General features: G+C 56.5%; 24 protein-coding genes and 1 other annotated feature. Of the genes, 7 read left to right on the forward strand and 17 right to left on the reverse strand.

Annotated elements, in window-relative coordinates; translation table 11 throughout:
- Nucleotides 1-60: 60 nt before the first annotated feature.
- Nucleotides 61-1,014: a transaldolase gene (gene tal, locus HV355_RS18445; protein ID WP_042716549.1), complete on the reverse strand. Its 954-nt coding sequence runs from the start codon at nt 1,012-1,014 to the stop codon at nt 61-63.
- Between the two features lie 262 nt (nt 1,015-1,276).
- Here tal and HV355_RS18450 point away from each other — a divergent pair, with 262 nt between their 5' ends.
- Nucleotides 1,277-2,707 (forward strand): sodium:alanine symporter family protein, encoded by a 1,431-nt coding sequence (locus HV355_RS18450; RefSeq protein ID WP_182402930.1) that lies wholly within the window; start codon nt 1,277-1,279, stop codon nt 2,705-2,707.
- Between the two features lie 66 nt (nt 2,708-2,773).
- Entirely contained in the window at nt 2,774-3,547 is a 774-nt protein-coding gene (gene yaaA, locus HV355_RS18455) for a peroxide stress protein YaaA (RefSeq protein ID WP_042716545.1), read from the forward strand.
- Between the two features lie 32 nt (nt 3,548-3,579).
- Here the strand turns inward: yaaA and HV355_RS18460 are convergent, their stop codons facing one another.
- The 7 genes from HV355_RS18460 to yjjY all read right to left on the reverse strand — a co-directional run bounded on the left by HV355_RS18460 (nt 3,580) and on the right by yjjY (nt 10,462).
- Nucleotides 3,580-3,882 carry a DUF2502 domain-containing protein gene (locus HV355_RS18460; RefSeq protein WP_182402932.1) on the reverse strand — a complete coding sequence of 101 codons (303 nt, stop codon included), beginning with the start codon at nt 3,880-3,882 and terminating at the stop codon, nt 3,580-3,582.
- A 309-nt stretch (nt 3,883-4,191) separates the two neighbouring features.
- A complete protein-coding gene (thrC, locus tag HV355_RS18465) occupies nt 4,192-5,478 on the reverse strand; it encodes a threonine synthase (RefSeq protein ID WP_182402933.1) in 1,287 nt (428 codons plus the stop codon).
- Nucleotides 5,479-5,481: 3 nt separating this feature from the next.
- Entirely contained in the window at nt 5,482-6,411 is a 930-nt protein-coding gene (gene thrB / locus HV355_RS18470) for a homoserine kinase (protein ID WP_010427087.1), read from the reverse strand.
- A gap of 1 nt (nt 6,412) precedes the next feature.
- Nucleotides 6,413-8,875, reverse strand: coding sequence for a bifunctional aspartate kinase/homoserine dehydrogenase I (gene thrA / locus HV355_RS18475; RefSeq protein ID WP_182402935.1), 2,463 nt, complete (start codon nt 8,873-8,875; stop codon nt 6,413-6,415).
- 24 nt (nt 8,876-8,899) lie between these two features.
- Nucleotides 8,900-9,017: a sequence feature (Thr leader region), on the reverse strand.
- Entirely contained in the window at nt 8,956-9,024 is a 69-nt protein-coding gene (gene thrL / locus HV355_RS18480; RefSeq protein ID WP_015572623.1) for a thr operon leader peptide, read from the reverse strand. It overlaps the preceding feature by 62 nt.
- Before the next feature lie 211 nt (nt 9,025-9,235).
- Nucleotides 9,236-9,922, reverse strand: coding sequence for a tRNA/rRNA methyltransferase (locus tag HV355_RS18485; RefSeq protein WP_120159190.1), 687 nt, complete (start codon nt 9,920-9,922; stop codon nt 9,236-9,238).
- Between the two features lie 399 nt (nt 9,923-10,321).
- Nucleotides 10,322-10,462 (reverse strand): protein YjjY, encoded by a 141-nt coding sequence (yjjY, locus tag HV355_RS18490; protein WP_085928893.1) that lies wholly within the window; start codon nt 10,460-10,462, stop codon nt 10,322-10,324.
- A 95-nt stretch (nt 10,463-10,557) separates the two neighbouring features.
- Between yjjY and arcA the strand changes: the two genes are divergently transcribed.
- On the forward strand, nt 10,558-11,274 hold the full coding sequence (arcA, locus tag HV355_RS18495) for a two-component system response regulator ArcA (protein WP_003856501.1): 717 nt from the start codon (nt 10,558-10,560) through the stop codon (nt 11,272-11,274).
- A gap of 46 nt (nt 11,275-11,320) precedes the next feature.
- Here arcA and creD read toward each other — a convergent pair whose 3' ends face one another.
- The 4 genes from creD to creA are packed head-to-tail and all read right to left on the reverse strand — an operon-like array spanning nt 11,321 to nt 15,328.
- Nucleotides 11,321-12,673 carry a cell envelope integrity protein CreD gene (gene creD, locus HV355_RS18500; RefSeq protein ID WP_182402937.1) on the reverse strand — a complete coding sequence of 451 codons (1,353 nt, stop codon included), beginning with the start codon at nt 12,671-12,673 and terminating at the stop codon, nt 11,321-11,323.
- A 56-nt stretch (nt 12,674-12,729) separates the two neighbouring features.
- Nucleotides 12,730-14,154 carry a two-component system sensor histidine kinase CreC gene (creC, locus tag HV355_RS18505; RefSeq protein WP_182402939.1) on the reverse strand — a complete coding sequence of 475 codons (1,425 nt, stop codon included), beginning with the start codon at nt 14,152-14,154 and terminating at the stop codon, nt 12,730-12,732.
- The gene (creB, locus tag HV355_RS18510) at nt 14,154-14,843 is read right to left on the reverse strand and encodes a two-component system response regulator CreB (protein WP_120159187.1); all 690 of its coding nucleotides are present in this window, start codon (nt 14,841-14,843) and stop codon (nt 14,154-14,156) included. Before creB ends, creC begins: the two co-directional genes overlap by 1 nt.
- A gap of 14 nt (nt 14,844-14,857) precedes the next feature.
- Nucleotides 14,858-15,328, reverse strand: coding sequence for a protein CreA (gene creA, locus HV355_RS18515; protein WP_010427098.1), 471 nt, complete (start codon nt 15,326-15,328; stop codon nt 14,858-14,860).
- 211 nt (nt 15,329-15,539) lie between these two features.
- Between creA and robA the strand changes: the two genes are divergently transcribed.
- Nucleotides 15,540-16,409, forward strand: a complete 870-nt coding sequence (robA, locus tag HV355_RS18520; protein WP_010427100.1) for an MDR efflux pump AcrAB transcriptional activator RobA — start codon at nt 15,540-15,542, stop codon at nt 16,407-16,409.
- Here robA and gpmB read toward each other — a convergent pair.
- Nucleotides 16,406-17,053 carry a 2,3-diphosphoglycerate-dependent phosphoglycerate mutase GpmB gene (gpmB, locus tag HV355_RS18525; RefSeq protein ID WP_008502057.1) on the reverse strand — a complete coding sequence of 216 codons (648 nt, stop codon included), beginning with the start codon at nt 17,051-17,053 and terminating at the stop codon, nt 16,406-16,408. The two genes, robA and gpmB, sit on opposite strands and share 4 nt — an antisense overlap.
- Nucleotides 17,054-17,102: 49 nt before the next feature.
- Between gpmB and yjjX the strand changes: the two genes are divergently transcribed.
- Nucleotides 17,103-17,618 carry an inosine/xanthosine triphosphatase gene (gene yjjX, locus HV355_RS18530; protein ID WP_108417134.1) on the forward strand — a complete coding sequence of 172 codons (516 nt, stop codon included), beginning with the start codon at nt 17,103-17,105 and terminating at the stop codon, nt 17,616-17,618.
- On the opposite strand, the gene trpR is transcribed toward yjjX, so the two are convergent.
- A complete protein-coding gene (gene trpR / locus HV355_RS18535; protein ID WP_021240574.1) occupies nt 17,615-17,941 on the reverse strand; it encodes a trp operon repressor in 327 nt (108 codons plus the stop codon). The two genes, yjjX and trpR, sit on opposite strands and share 4 nt — an antisense overlap.
- 55 nt (nt 17,942-17,996) lie before the next feature.
- Nucleotides 17,997-19,934, reverse strand: coding sequence for a murein transglycosylase (gene sltY / locus HV355_RS18540; RefSeq protein ID WP_182402941.1), 1,938 nt, complete (start codon nt 19,932-19,934; stop codon nt 17,997-17,999).
- Nucleotides 19,935-20,160: 226 nt separating this feature from the next.
- On the opposite strand from sltY, the gene ettA reads away from it, so the two are divergent.
- On the forward strand, nt 20,161-21,828 hold the full coding sequence (gene ettA, locus HV355_RS18545) for an energy-dependent translational throttle protein EttA (protein ID WP_119935877.1): 1,668 nt from the start codon (nt 20,161-20,163) through the stop codon (nt 21,826-21,828).
- Nucleotides 21,829-21,956: 128 nt separating this feature from the next.
- On the opposite strand, the gene HV355_RS18550 is transcribed toward ettA, so the two are convergent.
- Nucleotides 21,957-22,856, reverse strand: coding sequence for a LysR family transcriptional regulator (locus HV355_RS18550; RefSeq protein WP_182402943.1), 900 nt, complete (start codon nt 22,854-22,856; stop codon nt 21,957-21,959).
- A 108-nt stretch (nt 22,857-22,964) separates the two neighbouring features.
- On the opposite strand from HV355_RS18550, the gene HV355_RS18555 reads away from it, so the two are divergent.
- Nucleotides 22,965-23,966, forward strand: coding sequence for a zinc-binding alcohol dehydrogenase family protein (locus tag HV355_RS18555; protein WP_182402945.1), 1,002 nt, complete (start codon nt 22,965-22,967; stop codon nt 23,964-23,966).
- A 54-nt stretch (nt 23,967-24,020) separates the two neighbouring features.
- Here the strand turns inward: HV355_RS18555 and nadR are convergent, their stop codons facing one another.
- Complete coding sequence (gene nadR / locus HV355_RS18560; RefSeq protein ID WP_010427112.1) at nt 24,021-25,253, reverse strand: multifunctional transcriptional regulator/nicotinamide-nucleotide adenylyltransferase/ribosylnicotinamide kinase NadR; 1,233 nt, start codon at nt 25,251-25,253, stop codon at nt 24,021-24,023.
- Nucleotides 25,254-25,258: the final 5 nt, after the last annotated feature.

The following is a 25,258-nucleotide window of genomic DNA, read 5'->3' on the forward strand; positions in this document are numbered from 1 at the left end:
GGAAATTCAGACAGAGGCGGGGGTAAGAGGCGTGACCGGGAGCCCGGTCACGCGGAATGATTACAGCAGGTCGCCGATCATTTTTTCCAGTTTGCCCTGGTCAACAGCAAACTTACGGATACCGTCCGCCAGTTTGTCTACTGCCATTGGATCCTGGTTGTGCTGCCACAGGAACTCGGATTCCGTGATGCGCTCTGGGCGTGCTTTCACTTCACCGGTGTAGGACAGTTTACGCTCAAGCGCGCCTTCGCTCTCTGCCAGCTCTTTCAGCAGCGCAGGGGCGATGGTCAGGCGGTCACAGCCAGCCAGCTCGATGATTTCACCGACGTTACGGAAGCTTGCGCCCATAACCACGGTCTCATAGCCGTGCTGTTTGTAGTATTCGTAGATTTCAGTAACAGAAACCACGCCTGGATCTTCAGCCGGTGCGTACTCTTTCTTGTCGGTGTTGGCTTTGTACCAGTCCAGAATACGGCCCACGAACGGAGAAATCAGGTATACGCCCGCTTCTGCACATGCACGCGCCTGCGCGAAGGAGAACAGCAGGGTCAGGTTACAGTTGATACCGTCTTTTTCCAGCTGCTCTGCAGCGCGGATGCCCTGCCAGGTAGAAGCCAGTTTGATCAGGATACGGTCGTTGCTGATGCCAGCATCGTTGTACATTTTGATCAGACGTTTCGCTTTCGCGATAGACGCTTCGGTGTCGTAGGAGAGACGTGCATCCACTTCGGTAGAGATTCGGCCAGGAACCAGTTTCAGGATTTCCAGACCGATGTTCACTGCCAGCTTGTCGGTAGCGTCCACAACCTGCTGCGCGCGGTCGCTGCTCTGTGCTTTCGCCCAGGTCACTGCGTCGTCAATCAGTTTGCGATACTCAGGGATCTGTGCGGCGTTAAGGATCAGAGAAGGGTTGGTTGTGGCATCCTGCGGCTGGTACAGCTTCATTGCCGCGATATCTCCGGTGTCAGCTACGACAGTGGTGAACTGACGAAGGGAGGTCAATTTATCCGTCATGATAGTGTTTCTCTTTTAACGTGCCCTGGATAATTCACGCTACCGACAGCATGCCTGCAGCGGAAAAATGACAGGTTTACTTGTTAGGGGGATGTAACCGGTCTGCCCTGATGATAACACGAGTGAGAGGCAGCGCAACCGCAGACAGTGCGCTTAGGCAGAGTATGATAAACTGAGAATATTAACAGGCTGCTAATCAACAGCATGTCCAATCAGTGGTAGCGCTTACATATTCACTTTGGCATCAACAAGAGGGACGTTAATGCCTGATTTCCTGTTCTTTATTAACGAAATTCTCTGGGGTTCGATAATGATATATCTGCTCCTGGGAGCAGGTATTTGGTTCACGCTGCGCAGTGGTTTTATCCAGTTTCGTTATATTCGCAAATTTGGCAGAAGTCTGAAAAATAGCCTCACCCCGCAGCCGGGCGGATTAACCTCATTTCAGGCACTCTGCACCAGTCTCGCCGCGCGGGTCGGCAGCGGTAATCTGGCGGGCGTTGCGCTGGCCATCAGTGCGGGGGGGCCTGGCGCTGTATTCTGGATGTGGGCCACGGCGATTATCGGCATGGCGACCTCGTTCGCTGAATGCTCGCTCGCTCAACTCTATAAAGAGAAAGACAAAAACGGTCAGTTTCGCGGCGGTCCGGCCTGGTATATGGCCCGTGGACTGGGGATGCGCTGGATGGGCGTCCTGTTTTCGCTCTTCTTACTCATCGCCTATGGCCTGATTTTTAACACCGTCCAGGCAAACTCCGTGGCGCATGCCATGCGATATGCCTTTGCCTGCCCGGAATGGATAACCGGTGCTGTTTTAGCGCTTCTCACCCTGCTGACGATATATGCCGGTCTCAAAGGCGTGGCCCGCCTGATGCAGTGGCTGGTTCCGGTTATGGCCCTCATGTGGGTAGCCGCCAGTCTGTTCGTTACCGTACTGCACATCGATCAGTTTCCGGACGTCATCGCCGCTATCTTTAAGAGCGCGTTCGGCTGGCGCGAAGCGGCCTCGGGCGCGCTGGGTTATACCGTCAGTCAGGCACTCACGGCAGGGTTTCAGCGGGGCATGTTCTCGAACGAAGCCGGTATGGGTTCAACGCCCAACGCAGCTGCTGCGGCGGCGTCCTGGCCTCCCCATCCTGCGGCGCAGGGCATTGTGCAGATGATTGGTGTGTTCACGGACACCATTATTATCTGCTCCGCCAGCGCGATGATCATTCTGCTGTCGGGGCCCCTTCCCCATCCCTCTGGCACCGTCGGGATACAGCTGGTTCAGCAGGCGCTGGTCAATCTTGTGGGTGGCTGGGGAGCCGGTTTTGTCTCATTGATCGTGGGTCTTTTTGCCTTTAGTTCGATCACGGTGAACTATCTCTACGCGGAGAACAACCTGATCTTCCTGAAGCTTGACTCGCGACATTCGCGCAACGTGCTTCGCGTGTGTGTCATCGCCATGATAATGACGGGTGCCCTGCTCAGCATGCCGGTGGTCTGGCAACTGGCGGACGTGATTATGGCGCTGATGGCGATCACCAACCTGACGGCAATTTTGCTGCTTTCTCCGGTGGTGACGCTCATTGCTCAGGACTATCTGCGTCAGCGCAAGCTGGGCCTTAAACCCGTGTTTGATCCCACCCGCTACCCCGAAATTGAGGCGCAAATTGCCCCCGGCTCCTGGGATGATTTGCCGCGGCAATAACAGCTATCGATCAATTCAGGGCGATTTTTTGCTAAAGTCGCTCTAAATTTCCTGCAAGGACTGGATATGCTGATTCTGATTTCACCTGCAAAAACGCTCGATTACCAGAGCCCGCTCGCCACCGAGCGCTATACCCAGCCTGAACTGCTGGACTACTCGCAACAGCTGATCCGCGAAGCGCGTAAACTCTCCGCGCCGCAAATCGCCTCGCTGATGAGCATCAGCGACAAGCTGGCCGATCTGAACGCGACCCGCTTTCACGAGTGGCACCCGGATTTCACCCCGGCTAACGCTCGCCAGGCGATTCTGGCGTTTAAAGGTGATGTCTATACCGGCCTGCAGGCGGAAGATTTTAGCGAAGCCGATTTCGATTTTGCCCAGCAGCATCTGCGCATGCTGTCGGGCCTGTACGGCGTACTGCGCCCGCTGGATCTGATGCAGCCGTATCGTCTGGAGATGGGGATCCGCCTGGAAAACACCAAAGGCAAAGATCTGTACCATTTCTGGGGCGATATCATTACCGACAAGCTGAACGCGGCGCTGCGCGCCCAGGGCGATAACGTAGTAATTAACCTGGCCTCCGACGAATACTACAAGTCGGTGAAACCGAAAAAGCTGGATGCAGAGATTATCAAGCCGGTGTTCCTCGACGAGAAGAACGGTAAGTTCAAAGTGATCAGCTTCTACGCCAAGAAAGCGCGCGGTCTGATGAGCCGCTACATCATCCAGAACCGCCTGACGAAGCCGGAGCAGCTGACCGGATTTAACAGCGAAGGCTATTTCTTTGACGAGGCGTCGTCGGGGAAAGGCGAGCTGGTGTTTAAGCGCCACGAGCAGTAAAAACAAACCCCGCCAGCAGGCGGGGTTTTGCATTAATGGTGTTTCCAGTCCGGGCCGCGATTGTCGCGGTGGTCATCGTGATGATGGTCATCATGGCGATTGTCATGTTTACGATGCTCATCATGTGGACGCCAGTGGTTATCACGCCAGTCATAATGCGCCTTCCACCAGTCGTGGTCGCGCCAGCGGCCGCCGTCCCAGTAATGCCCGTTGTTATCCTGGTCGCCAATCTGCAGTTTTACCGCAGGTACGAGGGTAATTTCAGATGCCTGAACCGCCATGGGGGCGACCAGCAACAGTGAAAGCGCGATGAGTGCAGGTTTCAGTGTAGACACAGGTGACTCCTTATTCTTGTTGCCCAACGTGGGCCGATGTAAGGAGATTACGCGAGGGGAACGGGGGATGTTATTCTCTGCAATCCTAAACGCTAAGTGACCGCATTTATTGGGAATTTCTACTTTTTTCCTGCTTACTTTCTCCTTAATTTCTTCACAAAAAAAGCCGGGTGGCGCTGCGCTTACCCGGCCTACGATGAGTTCGCCGTTGTAGGCCCGGTAAGGCGAAGCCGCCACCGGGCAACACAATCACGCACGCGTCATCATCAGTTGTAGGTCGGGTAAGGCGTAGCCGTCACCCGACAAAAATCACGCTCGAGCCATCATCAGCTTACGCAGCGCGGCAAAATCTGCCGGCAATTCATGAGACAGCAGCGGCAGGTCGGCACGCTCGGCCAGCTCTTTCGGCAGTGACAGCGTTTCGCCCAGGATCTCTTCCACGCTCTCTTTGAACTTCGCCGGATGCGCGGTGCCCAGGAACAGGCCATATTCACCCGGATTGAGCTGATCGCGCAGCGCGCGGTAAGCAATCGCCGCGTGCGGTTCAGAGGTGTACCCCACAGCTTTCAGCTCGCGCATGGTCGCTTTGGTGGTTTCATCCGTCACCGCGGCGTAGCCCAGGTCACCCAGACGCCAGATCTTACGGCGGAACAGCTCTTCCACGCGCGGCCAGTTGTTTGGCTGGGATACATCCATTGCGTTAGAGAGCGTCGCCTGCGTGGCGTTCGGCGCCCACTTCCCGTCTTTCAGGAAGCGCGGCACGGTGTCGTTGGCGTTGGTGGCGGCGATAAAGCGTTTCACCGGCAGACCCAGGGATTTCGCCAGCAAGCCTGCCGTCAGGTCACCGAAGTTACCGCTCGGCACGGAGATCACCAGCTGGTTGCGCGCTTCCTGCGGCAGCTGCGCCACCGCTTCGAAGTAGTAGCAAATCTGCGCCAGCAGACGGCTGATGTTGATGGAGTTAGCAGAGTTCAGCCCCAGGGCGACCTTCAGCTCTTCGTCGTCGAAGGCCTGCTTGACCAGCGCCTGGCAGGCATCGAAATCGCCGTCAATCGCCACGGTTTCAATGTTGCCGCCGAGCGTACAGAACAGTTTTTCCTGCAGCGGGCTGATTTTGCCTTTCGGGTAGAGGATCACTACGCGGACGTTTTTCAGTCCGTAGAACGCGTGAGCCACCGCCGCACCGGTATCGCCGGATGTCGCGGTCAGGATGGTCACCGGTTTGTCGCCGCTGATGTGGGTCAGCATCTGCGCCATGAAGCGGCCACCGAAGTCTTTAAACGCCAGCGTCGGGCCGTGGAAAAGCTCCAGGCAGCCAACGTCAGGCTCAACCTGCTTCACCGGTGCCGGGAAAGCAAACGCCGCACGCACGCGCTCTTCCAGCAGCTCCTGCGGGATTTCGTCGCCGATAAACGCCGACAGAATTTTAGTGCTGCGGGTGACAAAGTCCTGCTTCAGCAGTTCGTCGATGTCGGTCAGCTGAAATTCCGGCAGGTCATGGGGAAAAAACAGGCCCTGATTTTTGCCCAGCCCCTGAGTTACCGCCTGCGCGAAGCTGACCTGCTCGTTATGATCTTTAAGGTTGTAGAGTTTCATTAATTATCCCAGTACTCGTGCGCCAGCCGTGTCCAGACGGCAAATATGAACAAAGCCTTCCTGATTTTGCAGGTAGTGTTTAGAGAGCCAGTCCGCCACGCGCTGCGCGGTGTCTGGCTTGTCGCACAGGGCGAACAGCGTCGGGCCTGAGCCGGAGATGCCGCACGCCTGCGCGCCGATATCCATTGATGCCTGTCGCGCCTCGTTAAAGCCAGGCAACAGCTTCGTACGGTACGGCTCGGCAATGACGTCTTTCATCAGCTTCGCCGCCAGCTGCGGCTGACGGGTGTAGCAGGCGTGAATAAAGCCTGCCAGGTGACGCCCGTGGGCGATACAGTCCTGACGACGATACTGCGCAGGCAGGATCGCACGCGCTTCCGCGGTAGAGACCTTAATGCCCGGATAGGCCAGCACCCACAGCCACTCATCAAACCCTGGCACCTGCTGGCTGATGATGCCATTTTCTTCGATCATCAGCTGCATGCCGCCGAGGAAGCACGGCGCCACGTTATCATAATGAATACTGCCCGAAATGCGCCCTTCCAGCTCGCCCATCAGCCCCAGCAGACGGCTGTTGTTCAGCGGCTTGCCGCAGTGCTCGTTCATCGCCACCAGCGCGGCGACCACGGAACACGCGCTGGAGCCCAGGCCTGAGCCAATCGGCATGCTTTTTTCCAGCGTCATGGCGACCGGCACGTTTTTGCCGATCTCCTGACAAAAGCGTTCCCAGCACTGATAAACGATATTTTCGCGCGGCTCAGACGGCAGTTTGCTGGCGAAGCGGCCCACGTTATTCAGGCTGAAGCTGTCCGCCGCTTCCACCGTAACCGTATCGCCCAGCAGCGAACCATCCACCGGCGTGACCGCCGCGCCCAGCACGTCAAATCCGACGCTCATATTCGCGCTGGAAGCCGGGGCATAGACTTTGACCATGTTAAACTCCTAACTTCCATGACAGGGTACGCAGCAGATCGGCAAACACACCCGCCGCCGTAACATCGTTCCCTGCGCCATAGCCGCGAAGCACCAGCGGCAGTGGCTGATAATAGTGGCTGTAAAACGCGAGGGCGTTTTCGCCGTTTTTGACTTTGTACAGCGGGTCGTTGCCATCCACTTCGGCAATCTTCACCCGACACACGCCATCTTCTTCAATGTTGCCAACATAGCGCAATACCTTACCTTCATCACGGGCTTTCGCAACGCGCGCGGCAAAAGCGTCGTCAAGCTGCGGCAAACGGGCCATAAAGGCAGCGACATCACCGCTGCTGTCAAATTCTGCCGGCAGGACCGGCTCAATCACGATATCGGAAAGCTCAAGCTCACGGCCCGTTTCACGCGCGAGGATCAGCAGCTTGCGCGCCACGTCCATACCGGAAAGGTCGTCACGCGGATCCGGCTCGGTATAGCCCAGCTCGCGCGCGGCGCGGGTCGCTTCCGAGAGGCTCATCCCCTCATCCAGCTTGCCAAAAATAAACGACAGCGAGCCGGAGAGAATGCCGGAGAAACGCTGCAGTTCATCGCCTGCGTTCAGAAGGTTTTGCAGGTTCTCGATAACCGGCAGCCCCGCGCCCACGTTGGTGTCGTACAGGAACTTGCGGCGCGACTTGCTCGCCGCCAGACGCAGCTGGTGATAGTAATCCATCGACGAGGTGTTGGCCTTTTTGTTCGGCGTCACCACGTGGAAACCTTCGCGCAGGAAGTCCGCGTACTGGTCGGCAACCGCCTGGTTCGAGGTACAGTCGACGATCACCGGGTTAAGCAGGTGATACTCTTTCACCAGACGGATCAGGCGGCCCAGGTTGAACGGCTCTTGCGCCTCGTTCATCTCGGCCTGCCAGTTTTCCAGGTTCAGACCGTGAACGTTGGTCAGCAACGCTCTGGAGTTGGCAATCCCGCAGACGCGCAAATCGATATGTTTCTTCTTCAGCCACTCCTGCTGACGCTTCACCTGCTCCAGCAGCGCGCCGCCCACGCCGCCCACGCCAATCAGGAACAGCTCGATGACCTGATCGGTGTTGAACAGCATCTGGTGAACCACGCGTACGCCGGTGGTGGCGTCATCGTTGTCCACGACAACCGAAATTGAACGCTCTGACGAGCCCTGGGCAATCGCCACGATGTTGATATTGGCGCGCGCCAGCGCGGCAAAGAACTTGGCGGAGATACCGCGCAGCGTGCGCATGCCGTCGCCGACCACAGAGATGATCGCCAGACGCTCCTGAATAGAGAGCGGCTCCAGCAGCTCTTCTTTCAGCTCCAGATAGAACTCTTCCTCCAGCGCGCGGCGGGCGCGCAGGCAGTCGGCCTGCGGCACGCAGAAGCTGATGCTGTATTCAGAAGAGGACTGGGTGATCAGCACCACCGAGATACCGTTGCGGGACATGGCCGCAAACACGCGTGCCGCCATGCCGACCATCCCTTTCATACCCGGACCGGAGACGCTGAACATCGCCATGTTGTTGAGGTTGGAGATGCCTTTCACCGGCAGACCGTCCTCGTCGGTGCTCGCGCCAATCAGCGTACCCGGCGCCTGCGGGTTACCGGTGTTTTTAATCAGGCAAGGGATCTGGAACTGGGCAATCGGGGAGATGGTACGCGGGTGAAGCACTTTGGCGCCGAAGTAGGAAAGCTCCATCGCTTCCTGGTACGACATCGACTTGAGCAGCCTGGCGTCCGGAACCTGGCGCGGGTCGCAGGTGTACACGCCGTCGACGTCAGTCCAGATCTCACAACAGTCCGCGCGTAAACAGGCGGCCAGCACGGCGGCGGAGTAGTCGGAGCCGTTACGGCCCAGCACCACCAGCTCGCCCTTCTCGTTACCGGCGGTGAAGCCTGCCATCAGAATCATGTGGTCAGCGGGAATTTTGCTCGCGGCGATACGGCGGGTTGATTCGGCAATATCAACGGTAGATTCGAGGTAGTGGCCCACCGCCAGCAATTTTTCAACCGGATCGATCACGGTCACGCTATGGCCGCGCGCTTCCAGCACGCCCGCCATGATGGCGATTGAGAGTTTTTCGCCCCGGCAGATCAGCGCCGCGTTGATGCTGTCCGGGCACTGGCCGAGAAGGCTGATGCCGTGCAGGACGTGTTTGATTTGCGCGAATTCCTGCTCAACGAAGGACTTCAGCTGAGCGTGCGGGAAGCCGGGCAGCGCCTCTGCCAGCCCTTGCAGTAGGTCAGCGAAGATACGCTCTGCGTCACTGATGTTCGGGAGTGCATCCTGGCCACCGATGGTTTTTTCAATCATCGCCACCAGATGGTTCGTGATTTTTGCCGGGGCAGAGAGCACGGTCGCAACCTGCCCCTGCCTGGCGTTGCTTTCCAGGATATCGGCAACACGCAGAAAACGTTCTGCATTTGCCACTGATGTACCGCCGAACTTCAACACTCGCATGGTTCTACCTCGTTTCCTTTAGCCGAAAAAAAAGCCCGCACTGTCTAGGTGCGGGCTTTTTTTTGTTTTTCCTGTACGCGTCAGCCCGCATCGTTACCTGTGGTAATGATGATGGTTGTAGTAATGGTGGTAATGCTGATGCGTTTCATGGATGTTGTGTACTCTGTCATTATTATCTGTCTGTGCTGTATTCTTTTAGGGTTAAAGGATCGGGCACCTTAAGTCAACGAATTTTTAATTTGATCACAATTCGGAGGACTCTCACGTCCCGCTGCCGTCGGATTTATTTTCATCCGAATACCCCAAAAGCAACCCTTAGCATCAGATGATTACACCATAATAAAAATGTATGACAGCACTTTACTCGGCCAATTTTTTTTCAATATCGTGCAGCAAACGGTGCAGCATTGCCGTGTCGCGTTGCTCAAGACGGCCCAAACGCTGCTGTAGCCAGTCGACCATTTTTTGATCGTCAGCCACACCCAGCTGCATGAGCAGGTTTTCCACGCGCGCGCGAAGTGCAGACAGCTGGTTTTCATCGGTGCCTGTAACAGGCGGCTGCGGAATTTGTATTAAGGATGCTAATTGATAGCAATAGACCATCACCGCCTGGCCTAAATTGAGAGAAGGATAATCTGCAACCATCGGCGCGCCTGTCAGCACATCCGCCAGTTCCAGCTCTTCATTGGTCAGCCCGGAATCTTCACGCCCAAACACCAGCGCGGCTTTCTCCAGCCACTGGCTTTTCTCTTCCAGCATCGGCACCAGCTCCGCGGGCGTGGCGTAGTAATGGAACTTCGCCCGGCTGCGCGCCGTGGTCGCAACGGTAAAGGAGATATCGTGAAGCGCGTCGGCAAGCGTAGCGTAAGTGGTTATATTATCGAGAATATCTCCCGAACCGTGCGCGACCCAACGTGCCGCAGGCTCCAGGTGCGCGGCGCTGTCCACAATACGTAAATCGGTAAAACCCATGGTCTTCATGGCACGCGCCGCAGCGCCTATGTTTTCGGGTCTTGCTGGGGCCACCAGCACAATCGACAGATGCATTTATGCTCTCTTTTTAAGCAGTTAGCGGGTAAAAATGTGATGCGGCTCAACATATTACGCAGCACGAATTTACAAAATTGCAACACAAATCACCGAAATAGCGTTTCATAACAAATTAAAAACGCTAAACTATTTTGTGGCTGAACAATCAGTTAGAATGTTAACAGACAGATATTATCCCTATGTTTTATAATGATAATGACTGTGTGAATGCCTATTCTTAATTGGATTCGTATTGTTTATCAATCAATGTCCGCAACTAGTTGGTTTATTGAAAATTTGTGACAAAGGCTAGCATTCGGATACGATGATTTCATCAAACTGTTAACGTGCTACAATTGAACTTGATATATGTCAACGAAGCGTAGTTTTATTGGGTGTCCGGTGTCACTTAGCCTGTTATGTTGCTGTTAAAATGGTTAGGATGACAGCCGTTTTTGACACTGTCGGGTCCAAAGGGAAAGTACCCAAGACCAAGCTAATGATGTTGTTGACGTTGATGGAAAGTGCATCAAGAACGCAATTACGTACTTTAGTCACGTTAAGCCGATCATGTTAATTTGCGACATGCATCAGGCAGGTCAGGGACTTTTGTACTTCCTGTTTCGATTTAGTTGGCAATTTAGGTAGCAAACATGCAGACCCCGCACATTCTTATCGTTGAAGACGAGTTGGTAACACGCAACACGTTAAAGAGCATTTTCGAAGCAGAAGGCTACGATGTCTTTGAAGCGACCGATGGCGCAGAGATGCATCAGATCCTTTCTGAAAATGATATCAACCTGGTCATTATGGACATTAACCTGCCAGGCAAAAACGGCCTTCTTCTGGCACGCGAACTGCGTGAACAGGCGAACGTCGCGTTAATGTTCCTGACAGGCCGTGACAACGAAGTTGATAAAATTCTTGGCCTGGAAATCGGTGCGGATGACTACATCACCAAACCGTTTAACCCACGCGAGTTAACCATTCGTGCGCGCAACCTGCTGTCCCGCACCATGAACCTGGGAACGGTCAGCGAAGAGCGTCGTAGCGTAGACAGCTACAAATTCAACGGCTGGGAACTTGATATCAATAGCCGTTCACTGATCAGCCCGAACGGTGAGCAGTATAAACTGCCGCGCAGTGAATTCCGCGCGATGCTGCACTTCTGCGAAAACCCGGGCAAAATTCAGTCCCGTGCAGAACTGCTAAAGAAAATGACCGGTCGCGAGCTGAAGCCGCATGACCGTACCGTAGACGTGACCATCCGTCGTATTCGTAAGCATTTCGAATCTACGCCAGATACGCCGGAAATCATCGCCACGATCCACGGCGAAGGGTACCGTTTCTGCGGCGATCTGCAGGAGTAATCCCGCAGTTAACGCATTAAAAAACGGCGCATTTGCGCCGTTTTTTTTATTTCCAGATCCGCATCGTATCGTCATCCGGTGCTGCGGGTGGCTCGGGTTGCTTCGGCTGAGAGAGCGAGTACCAGTCGAAATGACGGGTCAGGTACATGACGGCGAACAGCGCCAGCGCGAGAACCGCTGACCCCAACAGCAGTGCGCTGTCCTCCGAGCGCAGCAAGAACCACATCACCACGTCCAGCCCCAGCAAGGCCAGCACAAATAGCCCGCTGCGCTTCCAGCTTTTCAGCACGGCCTGCAGGTACACTCCGTTCATCGCTGCGCCCACCAGACTTGCAACAACCCAGGCTGGCGTAAACCCAACGTGTTCAGACAACGCCAGCAACACCAGATAGAACAGCACCAGCGACAACCCCACCAGCAGGTACTGCATTGGGTGCAGGCGCAGCCCGGTTAAGGTTTCGAAGACAAAGAAGGCCATAAACGTCAGCGCAATCAGCAAAATGGCGTACTTGATCGCCCGGTCAGTCAGCTGATACTGATCGGCGGGCGTGGCTACCGTGACGCTAAAGGCAGGGATCGACTCCCACGATGGCGATTCGCTCCCGCTGAACCAGCTCTCAAGGTTGTTCGCAAACCAGCTGCTCTTCCAGTTCGCCTGGAAACCAGACTCGCCAATTTTGTGCTTAACCGGCAGATAGTTGCCCATAAAGCCCGGATGCGGCCAGTTGCTGTTGAGCGTCATTTCGCTATTACGCCCTACCGGTACCACCGCAAAACTGCCGGTTCCCGCCAGATTGAGTGACATCTCAAGTGCAAACGTTTTGGATTCCAGCGCGTTGTCGGTCAGCGGGATGTGGATCCCCGCAAGCGCCCCGTAGACACCTGAACCGGGTTCCACGCTTAGCGTCTCACCGTTGATTTTAGAGATACTGACCGTGCCAATACCCCGCGCGTCGCCAACGCCCGCCACGATAAACGGCTGCCCTGTCGTGATCGTTTCTCCTTTCAACTGCTTCAGCGCTTCGGTATTAAACTGCGCTTTTATCTTCAGGTCAGTGTTCCAGATTTGCCCGTCGTAGATGCCAATATTTCGGGACTCCACGCGCTGGTTCCCTTCCACAACCAGAGAGTCCGGCAGAATGAAATGCATATAGCTTTTCTTGTATTCGACCTTCTTCTCGTCCTCCAGCTTGTAAAAAATCTCCGTCACCGGAATGGCAATCAGCGGGCCGACCAGTTTTTGCGGTCCGCTGGTGCTCTGGCGAAGCGTATTTTCGACATCGTTACGATAGCTTTCACGCTCTGAAATGAGGTTACTGACCATAAACAGCGGGACTAACAGCAGCAGGATGCACCCCAGCAGGGTGCTTACTTTCCAGAACAGGGGGGATTTCATCATTACGTCTCCTTTGTGATGAGGAGAGCGTAACCAGGCCGTGTGGGGTCAGTTTGAAGCTATGTGAAGGGACGGTGAAGTGCCAGCGTGGCCATCACGCCACCTTCATCGCGATTACGCAATGTAATCGCTCCCTGATGCAGACGCGCCACCTCCTGGACAAACGCCAGCCCGAGTCCGCTGCTCTTCAGCCCGTTCTCACGCGGCAGGGAATAAAAGCGCTCAAAAATACGCGCCAGCGCATAATCCGGGATACCGCTTCCGCTATCGGTCACCGTGAGCAGGACCTGCGTTGGCGCTTCATACGCGGCCAGTGCAATAACCCCGCCGGGCGGCGTGAAGTCGATGGCGTTATCCAGCAAATTACCCAGAGCCTGTTCGAGCAGTTCGGGATCGCCCGCAACACACAGAGAGGTGCTTTGGATCGTCAGCGTGATATTTTTCGCTGTCAGAACCGCCGAACGCGCGTCGGCCAGGCGGGTAAATAGCGTGTCGACGTCGACGCTGACCGGCACGATCTCGACCCGATTTTCAAGCCGCGACTGGGTAAGCAGCTTTTCGACCAGCGACTGCATGCGCGCGTTTTGCACCAGAATATTATCGATAAACCGCGCGGCCACCTGCGGCGGCGGCTGCTCGGCGAGAATTTCCGCCGCGCCGCGTATCGCGGCGATGGGGCTTTTCAGCTCGTGGGTCAGCGCATGGACATAGTGTTCAATGTAGTTTTTCCCTTCCAGGCGAATGCGCATATTCTCCAGCGCCTGGGCCAGCTTGTGCAGTTCGCTGCTGCCAGGATTAGGCAGCGGGAGAGGCGTATCCGTGGTCACCGAGTCGGCATAGCGCGATAACGTACTGATAGAACGATTGATCCACCAGGCGACGAGAAGACCGATCAGCAGGGCAATGCCGAGCAGCGCTCCGCCTGCCCACAGGATCCTTCGCTCGCTGCGATGGATAACCGGTGCCATCGCGCTGTTAGGTTTCCCGACCGACAGCACGCCGATAATCTTGCCCTGCTCCACAACCGGCGCGGCCACATACATCACCGTGCTCTCCGGATCGTCGGGATGGCTCTGGGTACTGCGCGCGCCGTATTCGCCGCGAAGGGTCAGCCAGACATCGTTCCAGCGCGAGTAATCTTTCCCCACGGCCAGACCAGCGGAATCAAACACCACTCTGCCCTGCGCATCGGTCATGTAGACGTGATACTCGTTACGCACTTTATGAATGCCGCCGATATTGGCGCGGAAAGGGCGCTGATGAAGCTGAGAAAAGGCCTGTGCCAGTTTGCCCTGCTGCGCATTGCCCGAAAGGAGATCCTCACGCCCGACTTCGGCGAGTAAGGTCGCCGTATCGATTAACGTGCCCTCGGTTGCCCTGCGCACGCCGGGCTTTACTTCCTGAACAAAGATCGACAGCACGAACCACGCGGCGATGGCCACGATCAGGAAGTACCCCAGCAGCAACCGCATCCCAATGCGCATCAGTAAAGACCCAGACTGTAGCCCATACCGCGATGGGTGCTGATGGGTGAAAGTTCCTCGTTTACCGCCCGCAGCTTGGCGCGCAGGGTTTTGATGTGGGTGTCCACGGTACGGTCGAAACTGTCGCCGTCTTCACCCCATACCTTGTCCATGAGCTGCTGACGAGAAAAGACCCGTCCGGGGGCCTGTAACAAGGTTTTGAGCAGCAAGAATTCATAGCGGGTCAGGGGCAGTGCTTCACCGCACCAGCTAATCCGCGCGGCTGGCTCATTCAGCTCAAACTGCCCGATTCGGACGATGTCAGAAGGCGCAGCCGATTTTTGCATCCGCCGTAAAATGGTCCTTACCCGGGCGCACACTTCCCGTGGGGAGAAAGGCTTGGCAACGTAGTCGTCAGCGCCCATTTCCAGGCCGAGGAGTTTATCCACTTCATCGCTGCGCGCCGTCAGAAACAGCACCGGCAGTGACGGATGCTGGGCCAGCAGCTGGCGGCACAGCTCGAAGCCGCTGATGTCCGGCAGCCCGACGTCCAGAATGGCGAGCGCCGGAGCCTGCCGCCGCGCTGCCTCCAGCACCGGTAAACCGCGCTCAAACGCCTTTACCGCGAATCCTTCCTGCTGAAGCATGTAGATCAGCGTATCGGCGATACTGGTTTCGTCTTCAACCAGCCAGACCACAGGTTGTTGCATGGTTCATCCCTGAATTAATGCCACGGCATAATCGGCACCGCGCTGATCGCGTTTTTCGGCGAGCCTTCCACCACTTTGTCGGAATAGGCGAGGTAAGCCAGGGTGTTACGTTTGGCATCATAGAAACGCACCACCTGCAGCTTTTTAAACACCAGCGAGGTCCGTTTCTGGAATACCACGTCGCCCTGCGCTTTGCCGTTTTTAATTTTATCGCTCAGCTCAACCGGCCCCACCTGCTGGCAGGAGATCGCCGCATCGGAAGTATCTTCCGCCAGCCCCAGCCCGCCTTTGATACCGCCCGTTTTCGCGCGGCTCACGTAGCAGGTGACGTTTTTCACGTCCGGATCGTCAAACGCCTCCACCACGATTTTGTGGTCCGGGCCAAACATTTTGAACACGGTATCGACGGAACCAATCTGTTCCGCCTGCGCGGCGCGGCCGACCATCAGCAGCAACGCGGTGAAGATCAAAGTCTTGTATTTCATATTGTTACCATTCTTTAAAATTGCACTGGGCGATTATTCAACACTTTAGACAAAAATGTAGCAAGATCACAGGATTAGAATATATTCGCCCAAAACGAGCCGTAAAAGGCATTAATGCGCAAAAAAAACACTGAATGCTAAAACATCAAAAAATGCTATTATCCGCTAACCTGTTATCAGGCACCTGCTGTTTTAAGGATGAGGATAGTATATGGATCAGGCTGGAATTATTCGCGACCTGCTAACCTGGCTGGAAGGTCATCTCGACCAGCCTTTGTCACTGGATAATGTGGCGGCTAAAGCAGGCTATTCCAAGTGGCATCTGCAAAGGATGTTCAAGGATGTCACCGGTCATGCTATCGGTGCCTATATTCGCGCACGTCGTTTATCTAAATCTGCTGTGGCATTGCGCCTGACCGCGCGGCCGATTCTGGATATTGCCCTGCAGTATCGTTTTGATTCGCAGCAAACGTTCACCCGCGCCTTTAAAAAACAGTTCTCGTTGACGCCAGCGCTTTATCGTCGTTCGCCTGACTGGAGCTCGTTTGGCATGCGTCCGCCGCTGCGTCTGGGCGAGTTCGCGATGCCGAAATATGAAATTGTCGCGTTGCCGGAAACCCATCTGATTGGCACAACCCAGAGCTACTCCTGTTCTCTGGAGCAGATTTCTGAGTTCCGTCATCAAATGCGCGTCCAGTTCTGGCGCGACTTCCTGAGCCATGCACCGGCAATCCCGCCAATTCTGTATGGTCTGAACGAAACGCGCCCAAGCCAGGAAAAAGACGACGAGCAGGAGGTGTTCTACACCACCGCGCTGACGCCAGAGATGGCGAATGGTTATATTCAGGGTTCGAAACCGGTCGTGCTGGAAGGCGGCGAGTACGTGATGTTCTCGTATGAAGGGCTGGGAACGGGCGTTCAGGAGTTTATCCTGACCGTTTACGGGACCTGCATGCCAATGCTGAATCTTAATCGCCGTAAAGGTCAGGACATTGAGCGCTACTACCCGGCGCAGGATGCCAAACCGGAAGAAGGCCCAATCAATCTGCGTATGGAATTCTTGATTCCTATCCGCCGTTAACGCTGCAGTTCGTCAAGCGCAGGGGCATCGAGATGCGAAATGTCCCCTGCCATCTCCACTACCCAGCCCGACGCCAGCCATGCGCTTTCCTGATAATCAATTCGGGAAATGGAGCAGTTGCGCAGACGCAAACGGCGCTCAGCGTAAGCCGGTAACCCCAGAATAGTGCTCACCAGGCAGCCCAACGCAATCCCGTGACTCACCAGTAGCGGACGGCTTCCCGCCGGGAGCTTCAGGCATTCCGCCAGTGCGGCATGCATACGCACGCTCAGCTCCTGCATGGATTCCCCTTCCGGAATACGGCCATCTTCGGTACCGTTCACCAGCGTGCGACGCCAGCCCTCTTCCGTTTCCGTCAGCGTATCGATATGGCGTTTTTCCAGCACGCCCATATCCAGCTCGCGCAGGCGCGGCTCCAGCATGACATCACAGCCGCAGGCATCTGCGATGATGCGCGCCGTCTGCTGTGTGCGACCTAAATCGCTGGTAATCACGTGAGTAATGCCCAGCGTTCTGGCGCGTTCCGCCACCTGCCACGCTTGCTGCACACCCTTTTCGGTGAGAGGACTGTCCGACTGGCCTTGAATACGTCGCTCGGCGTTCCACTGCGTTTCACCGTGGCGAACAAGGTAAACCTGTAACATGTTTTTTTCCGTTATACTGCGATGAGTTTTTTTTGAATCGAGCTTAATTATGCACCATGTTGTCTCTGCTACCACTAATCCTGCCAAAATTCAGGCAATTCTAAGGGCATTTGACGAGATCTTCGGCGCAGGATCCTGCCATATTGAGGCCATCGGCGTCGAGAGTGGCGTTCCTGAACAGCCGTTTGGCAGCGAGGAAACGCGCGCTGGCGCACGAAATCGCGTGGCAAACGCCAGGGCTGCCGCACCGAATGCGGACTTTTGGGTGGCGATTGAAGCAGGTATCGACGAAGGCGCAACCTTTAGCTGGGTGGTCATCGAAAGCCGCGAGCAGCGCGGTGAAGCGCGCTCGGCCACCCTGCCGCTGCCAGACGTCATTCTTGAAAAAGTGCGTGCGGGTGAAGCGCTCGGGCCGGTGATGTCGCAGTACACCGGCATTGATGAGATTGGTCGTAAAGAAGGGGCGATTGGCGTCTTTACCGCAGGCGCGCTGACGCGTTCTGGCGTTTACCACCAGGCGGTGATTTTGGCGTTAAGCCCGTTCCATAACGCGATTTATCGTTAGGCGTTTTTCAACAACACCGCTTCCAGCCACTGGCGCAGCTCAACCGGTGCCGACTTCAGGCTGTTCGAGCCACGGGTGATCGTTGCAATGCCCGCGCCGAGCTCATTTTTCAGCTCGCGCTGGCTCATCTCGCCGCGCAGCAGCTCCTCAATGATCCGCACGCGCGTGCCCAGCGCCTCACGCTCGTCCGGCGTGAGCATCAGCTGCATGAGAGGTAAGTGCAAATCCTGCTCGTAAGACTGGCGAAGCAGCTCCACAAAACGAAGCCACTCCTGATGACGTTGTTCGGCCATTGCCGAGGAATACGGGGAATGCTGGGTCATGTTATGCTGCCTCTTGTACTCATTAGCGAGTACAGCATAACACAACCCGCGCCGATCAGTAACGCCTCTGCCACTCGGCATCGCTCATCAGGGTATCTTTCTGCCCCATGAAGTAGCGATAGTAGGCATCATAGGCCAGCACGTTCTTCACATAGCCGCGCGTTTCCGAGAACGGGATGCTCTCGACAAACGCCACCGCGTCGATGCGTCCGGCGCTGTTGCCAAGCCAGGTGCGCACGCGTCCCGGCCCCGCGTTATACGCCGCCGAAGAGAAGATGCGGTTATTGCCGAACTGCTGGTAGACGTACTGCAAATAGCTGGTACCGATGTTGATGTTGGTATCCGGATCGAGAAGCTGCGACGGGCTGCTGTAACCGGGAATGTTGAACATCTTCACCGTGTGCGTCGCGGTGCCGGGCATGATCTGCATCAGGCCGCTGGCCCCCACCGGGGATCGCACTTTCGGGTTCCAGGCGCTTTCCTGACGGGCTATCGCCATCGCGTAGCTTTTCGGAATGTCTTTGCCGCTGGTGTAGCGATCGAAAAGATGCTTGTACGCCAGCGGGAAACGCTCTTCGAGATGATCCCACAACTTGCCGGCGATCGTGGCCTGCACGCTCAGATCCCACCAGCGATTATCGAACGCGTAGCGGGCAAGCTGGGCTTTCTCGTCGGTGGTGCGGCTGGTGACCAGATTAGCCCACTCGCTGCGCGCGGTGTTGTCCATATTCCAGTACATCAGCTCGCGCACGCGCGCCATCTCCGGTCCCTGCGTCAGCGCCGGGGTCGCGTTGGCGGGCGCTTTGTCGATCTTAAGCGTGTACTCCTCGCCCAGCCGCTGCGCCGCCGCCATCGGGTAGAATCCGCGCTGTTGCATCAGAGCGTGGAGGATAGCTTTGGCCTCATCGTCACGGCCACGCTCCAGCAGCAGGTCGGCCTGCCAGTAGCGCCATTCATCTTTCTCTTTGGCATCCATCGGCAGACGCGCAAGCCAGGTATTCAGCCCACGACGATCGCCCGTGCCCAGCGCCATTCGCACGCGGCGCTCGACAAGCGAGGTGGAGTTTGAACGCATGATCGCGTCGTCACGCCAGCGCGCCTGTTCGTCGGTCACATCGGTGCCCATCAGTCGCCACGCCACTATGTCGCGCAATTCCTGCGTTTGTTCTTCATTAAGCTGCTGCGCCTGCACCAGCTGCGGGATCATCAGCCGCGCGTTTTCCACATCGTCACGCGCCACGCTGGTAAAGGCGACCGCCGCCATTTGTCGCGTGAAATCTGTCGCGCCCGTACTGCGGGCAAAGGTCAGCACGCTGTTCGGATCGTTTGCCAGCCCAATGACGGCAGACGAAATGGTTTGATAGTCGGACGGCATCTGCCCCGCCAGCGCAGTGACCAGACGCGTGTTCCCGGCCTTCATCGCCAGGCGAATGCGTTCAAGATAAGCCAGCGGATCCTGTTTACCCGATGCGCGCCATGCGCCGAAGAGCGAATCACAGGCGTTAGGCTGGCTTTTGCCCGTCAGCCAGAGATCTTTGGCACCGACCCAGGCCTCTTCCTGCTGTCCTGTGGCCCATTTGGCGTAGTAGTAATTACACTGTGCTTCCGTCGTGCCCGGTTTTTCCGGGCTAAACGCCAGCAGCCCGCGCCAGTCTTCACGACGCGCCAGCTCATTCACAAAACGAGACTGGAGATTACGGGCAGGCGGCAGGGTCGGGTTCGCCTGAATGAAGTTGTTCACGGTGACGGTGGGTTGGTTCATGAGATCGTCGGTTATCTGGCGGTACTCCAGATACGGATACAGCGGATAATCCTTTAGCGTCGGCATCAGGGCCTGCACGGTATCCATCTGCTTGTTGTCCCACGCCTGTTTAATCTGGGCGTAGCGGTTACGTTGTTCATCCAGTGAATCGGCATGCACCGCCTGGCTTACCGCCATTACGCATACGCTGGCAGCCAGCAGACGCCAGACCACCCGTTTGGCTTTTTCCACACGCTCTTCCTCATTGTTTTTCGTTAGTTGCAGCGTCTTGCCACGTCAATGTTACATTCACTTATGCTAACCAGGCATCCTGCAACGCGCCACGTTATGGACACTTTTTTACCTTTCCTGCGCGTTTTAACACTCCCGGCGTTCCTGACTGGGATTAGGGCATGAAAAAGGCTACACTTCGAGGCTGAAATTCCTTCTCATTACGATAAAAGAGGCGAAGTCCAACGTGGCTCAATTCGTTTATACCATGCATCGTGTCGGCAAAGTTGTCCCGCCGAAACGTCATATTCTTAAAAATATCTCGCTGAGCTTCTTCCCGGGCGCAAAAATCGGTGTTCTGGGTCTCAACGGTGCCGGTAAGTCCACCCTGCTGCGCATCATGGCGGGCATCGATACAGACATCGAAGGTGAAGCCCGTCCGCAGCCTGGCATCAAGATTGGTTACCTGCCGCAGGAACCTCAGTTGAACCCGGAACACACCGTTCGCGAATCCGTTGAAGAAGCGGTGTCCGAAGTGGTTAACGCGCTGAAAGGTCTGGATGAAGTGTATGCCAAATACGCCGAGCCGGATGCGGACTTCGATAAACTGGCCGCACAGCAGGGCAAGTTTGAAGAGATTATCCAGGCGCACGACGGCCACAACCTGAACGTGCAGCTGGAGCGCGCGGCGGATGCCCTGCGTCTGCCGGACTGGGATGCAAAAGTTGAGAAGCTCTCCGGGGGTGAACGTCGCCGCGTCGCGCTGTGCCGCCTGCTGCTGGAAAAACCAGACATGCTGCTGCTCGACGAACCAACGAACCACCTGGATGCAGAATCTGTCGCCTGGCTGGAACGCTTCCTGCACGACTTCGAAGGCACCGTTGTGGCGATTACCCACGACCGTTACTTCCTCGACAACGTCGCGGGCTGGATCCTGGAGCTGGACCGCGGTGAAGGCATTCCGTGGGAAGGCAACTACTCCTCCTGGCTTGAGCAGAAAGATCAGCGTCTGGCGCAGGAAGCTTCTCAGGAAGCGGCGCGTCGTAAGTCTATTGAGAAAGAGCTGGAGTGGGTGCGTCAGGGCGCGAAAGGCCGTCAGTCTAAGGGCAAAGCCCGTCTGGCACGCTTTGAAGAGCTTAACAATACCGAATACCAGAAACGTAACGAAACCAACGAACTGTTTATTCCACCTGGAGCACGTCTGGGGGATAAAGTGGTTGAAGTCAGCAATCTGCGTAAGTCTTACGGCGACCGCCTGCTGATTGACGACCTGAGCTTCTCCGTACCGAAAGGCGCTATCGTCGGGATCATTGGTCCGAACGGCGCGGGTAAATCAACCCTGTTCCGCATGATGTCCGGTCAGGAACAGCCTGACAGCGGTTCTATCACCCTGGGTGAAACCGTGAAGCTGGCGTCCGTTGATCAGTTCCGTGACGCGATGGACAACAGCAAAACCGTGTGGGAAGAAGTCTCCGGCGGTCTGGATATCATGCGTATCGGCAACACCGAGATGCCAAGCCGCGCCTACGTTGGCCGCTTTAACTTCAAAGGCACCGACCAGGGCAAACGCGTGGGCGAGCTGTCCGGCGGTGAGCGCGGTCGTCTGCACCTGGCGAAGCTGCTGCAGGTGGGCGGTAACGTGCTGCTGCTCGATGAACCAACCAACGACCTGGACATCGAAACCCTGCGCGCGCTGGAAAACGCCCTGCTGGAGTTCCCGGGCTGCGCGATGGTTATCTCGCACGACCGCTGGTTCCTGGACCGTATCGCGACCCACATCCTGGACTATCAGGACGAAGGTAAAGTGGAGTTCTTCGAAGGTAACTTCACCGAATACGAAGAGTACAAGAAACGCACGCTGGGCGCCGACGCGCTGGAGCCGAAGCGTATTAAGTACAAGCGTATTGCGAAATAAAAGCAAAACGGCAACTTCGGTTGCCGTTTTTTATGTTTGTACCCTCTCCCCGTGGGAGAGGGCCAGGGTGAGGGCATCAGGCCGCGCACTTTGTAGGCCGGGTAAGGCGAAGCCGCCACCCGGCTTTTTTATTTGCCCACGTAATACCGCTTCACCTCATCAAACTGCATCGCAAACTCGATATAGCTCATCAGCGCAGGTGAATTCAGCTTGCGGCTTGGATACGCCAGCCAGAGATCGTTGCCTTCAACGCTCCATTCCGGCAGCACCTTCACCAGCGCCCCCTTTTCGATCTTATCCTCCAGCAGAAACGCGGGTAACAGCGTGATCCCCGCACCGGCAATCGCACATTCGCGGGCGTAGACCAGATTATCGGTCATGTGCGCGTTATCCGGCAGGTAGCGGTAATCCTCGCCCTCGCTTCGCAGAAGCCACTCCGACCACGCCCGGTGCGTAATGCAGCGGTGATCCACCAGCTGACGGGGATGAATTAACGGCTCCCGACGCGCCAGATAGCCCGGCGAAGCCAGCATATAACGCGGGCAGTGCCCGATCATTCGGCCAATCAGGGAGGAGTCCTGCGGCTTGCCGGTGCGCAGCGCCACGTCAAAACCGGCCTCGACCAGATCCACCACGTCGTCAGAAATAGACACGTCCAGCGACACGTCAGGATAGCGAAGCTGGAACTCGGCATTCATGTGCGCCAGCAGCGTCGCGCCAATCCCCGCCGGACAGGTGATCCGCAGCCGCCCGCTGGGGTTATCGCGCAGCCGCTGAATGGCGTACTCCGCGCGCTCGCTGGCCGCCAGCATTTCACGACAGTGCACCAGATAGTGCTCGCCCGCAAACGTGAGGCTGATCCTGCGCGTGGTGCGGTTGAGCAGGCGGATACCCACCTGCTGCTCCAGCTGGCTAATTCGCTGGCTAACGCTGGATTTCGGCAGTTCGGCTTTCTGAGCCGCCGCGGTAAAGCTGCCCATCTCCGCCACCAGCGCGAACAGCGCCATATCCTGCAGCTGTTTAAACATGATTGTTCACCCTGTACGAACGCTGAGTTCCTGATTGTCCATCTTATCACGCAGCTGTCCACTTTATAGACTAGCCTCAACAAAACGCATTCCATTGAGGAGCACACCATGTCTGTTAAAGCCATTGCCGTTAACCCAGCGAACCCTGCTGTTTTTATTGAAATCACCCCGCCGATGCCGCAGCCCGGCGAGCGCGATCTGCTGGTGGAGGTGAAAGCCGTCTCCATAAACCCTGTAGACACCAAGGTGCATGCAGGCATTGCCAAAAATGGGCTGAACGAGCCGCGCGTGCTCGGCTGGGATGCCAGCGGGATCGTCAAAGCCGTTGGGACTGGCGTCACCGGATTCAAACCGGGTGACGAGGTGTGGTACGCGGGCGACATCACCCGCCCGGGCAGCAATACGACACACCAGCTGATTGATGCGCGGATTGTCGGGCACAAGCCTGCAAGCCTCGGCTGGGCGGCTGCCGCCGCACTGCCCTTAACCGCGCTCACCGCGTGGGAAGGCCTGTTTGAACGGCTGAATATTCAGGATGCCGGGGCGGATAAAACGCTGCTGATCATCGGTGGCGCGGGCGGCGTGGGATCGCTGGCGATCCCCTTTGCGAAACACAACAGCAGGGTGAAGATCGTCGCGACGGCGTCGCGAGAAGATTCCGCCCGGTGGTGCCGCGATCGCGGGGCTGACGTAGTCGTCAACTACCGCGACCTGAAAGGCGAGCTGGCGAAACACGGGCTTACCTTTGTGGATTACATTTTCATCCTCAACGACACCGACGGGCACTGGGATGCGGTCAGCGAACTGATTGCGTCTCAGGGGCATATCTGTTCCATCGTTGAGAACGCGCATCCGCTGAACCAGGACAAGCTGAAGTCCAAATCCGCCGCGCTGCACTGGGAGTTTATGTATACCCGCAGCATGTACCAGACCGCGGATATGGCGCGTCAGGGTGAGATCTTAGATGAGGTGGCGAAGCTGGTGGATAACGGCGTAGTGGAAAGTTCGTTAAGTGAAACGCTGCACGGGCTGAGCGTGGAAAGTATTACCGAGGCGCACCGTAAAGTGCTGGAGGGGCATATGCGTGGGAAAGTGGTGGTTGAGTTCTGAGTGGCTTGATGCCCTCACCCCGGCCCTCTCCCACAGGGAGAGGGAGGTTAACACTTACCCCTGCTCCCCCATCATCTCCTTCACCAGCTCGACGCAGCGCAGGAAACGGGAGTCGTAGTCCGACTCTTCCACATGCACAAACTCAACGTTGTTTTCGTTGAGCATCTCCACCAGCATGGACTGGAATTCCCGCCTGTCCACGGAGCTGCCGAGGCTGCGCATGCCATCAGCGACCCACGGAGTATTGTTTTCCAGCAGGATCACCAGGTCAAAGCGATATTCGTCAATCAGCGCCTGCACAAACGGGTGCTCGCGCCCTTCGTATTTTTTACAGAACGCCTGCGTGGTGACGAAATCGGTATCAATAAACGCCACTTTGTTGGCGTATTTCACGGCAAAATCAATGTACTGGGCGTGTCCGAGCGCGATTTTATCGTAGTCGGAATACTGCAGCGCCATCTCGTCGCCGCCAAGGTGTGAGAAGACATAATCGCGGCCGTACTCCCACGCGCTGGTGGTGTTGAAGATGTTCGCCAGCTTATTGACCAGCGTTGATTTGCCGCTCGACTCGCCGCCCAGAATCGCCACCGTGCGCACGAAGAACGGCTTCACTTCGGTCGGAATGTAATCCCAGTAGCGGAACGGGTTTTCGCGGATCTGCGCCCCGCTGATGTTCATAAAGGTGCGTTTCGGATCGATCAGCACCGTCTCGATGCCCAGATGCTCGCGGAACTGCGGCGCATCGGACTCTTCAGAGGTGTAGATCCAGTTCGGCGCAATCCCCTTGTCTTCCATAAAGGTTTTTACACCGTTACTCCACACGTCCCAGCCGTGCGGATACGGCTCCATGCCCTCTTCGTTAAAGGCATGGATACGAATGTTTTTCTGATACTTAAAGGTCTGAAGCAGCCAGCGCAGGCGGTCTGAAACAGTGGGCTGCTGCGACATGGCGCTGTCTTCGAACAGCTGACGGTCGCGGGTTTCGTCGTAGCCCATGATGATGTGCAGCTCGTCCACCTGGCTACAGGCGCGCTGGATCAGATAGATATGCCCGGTATGCAGCGGGTAAAACTTGCCGAACACCACGCCGATGTTCTTTTGCATACGCGGGAATTCCAGCCCCAGAAAGCGGTGCAGCGCTTCGAGCTTCTGCGCGCTGGGGCTTTTGATTTTGGCGTTCAGCAACTGGCTCAGGTAGCCTTTGGTCATGCCACTGGCGTCCGCCACCTGCTGTAGCGTACAGCCTTTCTGACGGATAGCGGTCTTGATGTAGTCAAATGATGACATAAATT

This window comes from Enterobacter sp. RHBSTW-01064, from assembly GCF_014103035.1.
GTDB lineage: Bacteria > Pseudomonadota > Gammaproteobacteria > Enterobacterales > Enterobacteriaceae > Enterobacter > Enterobacter mori.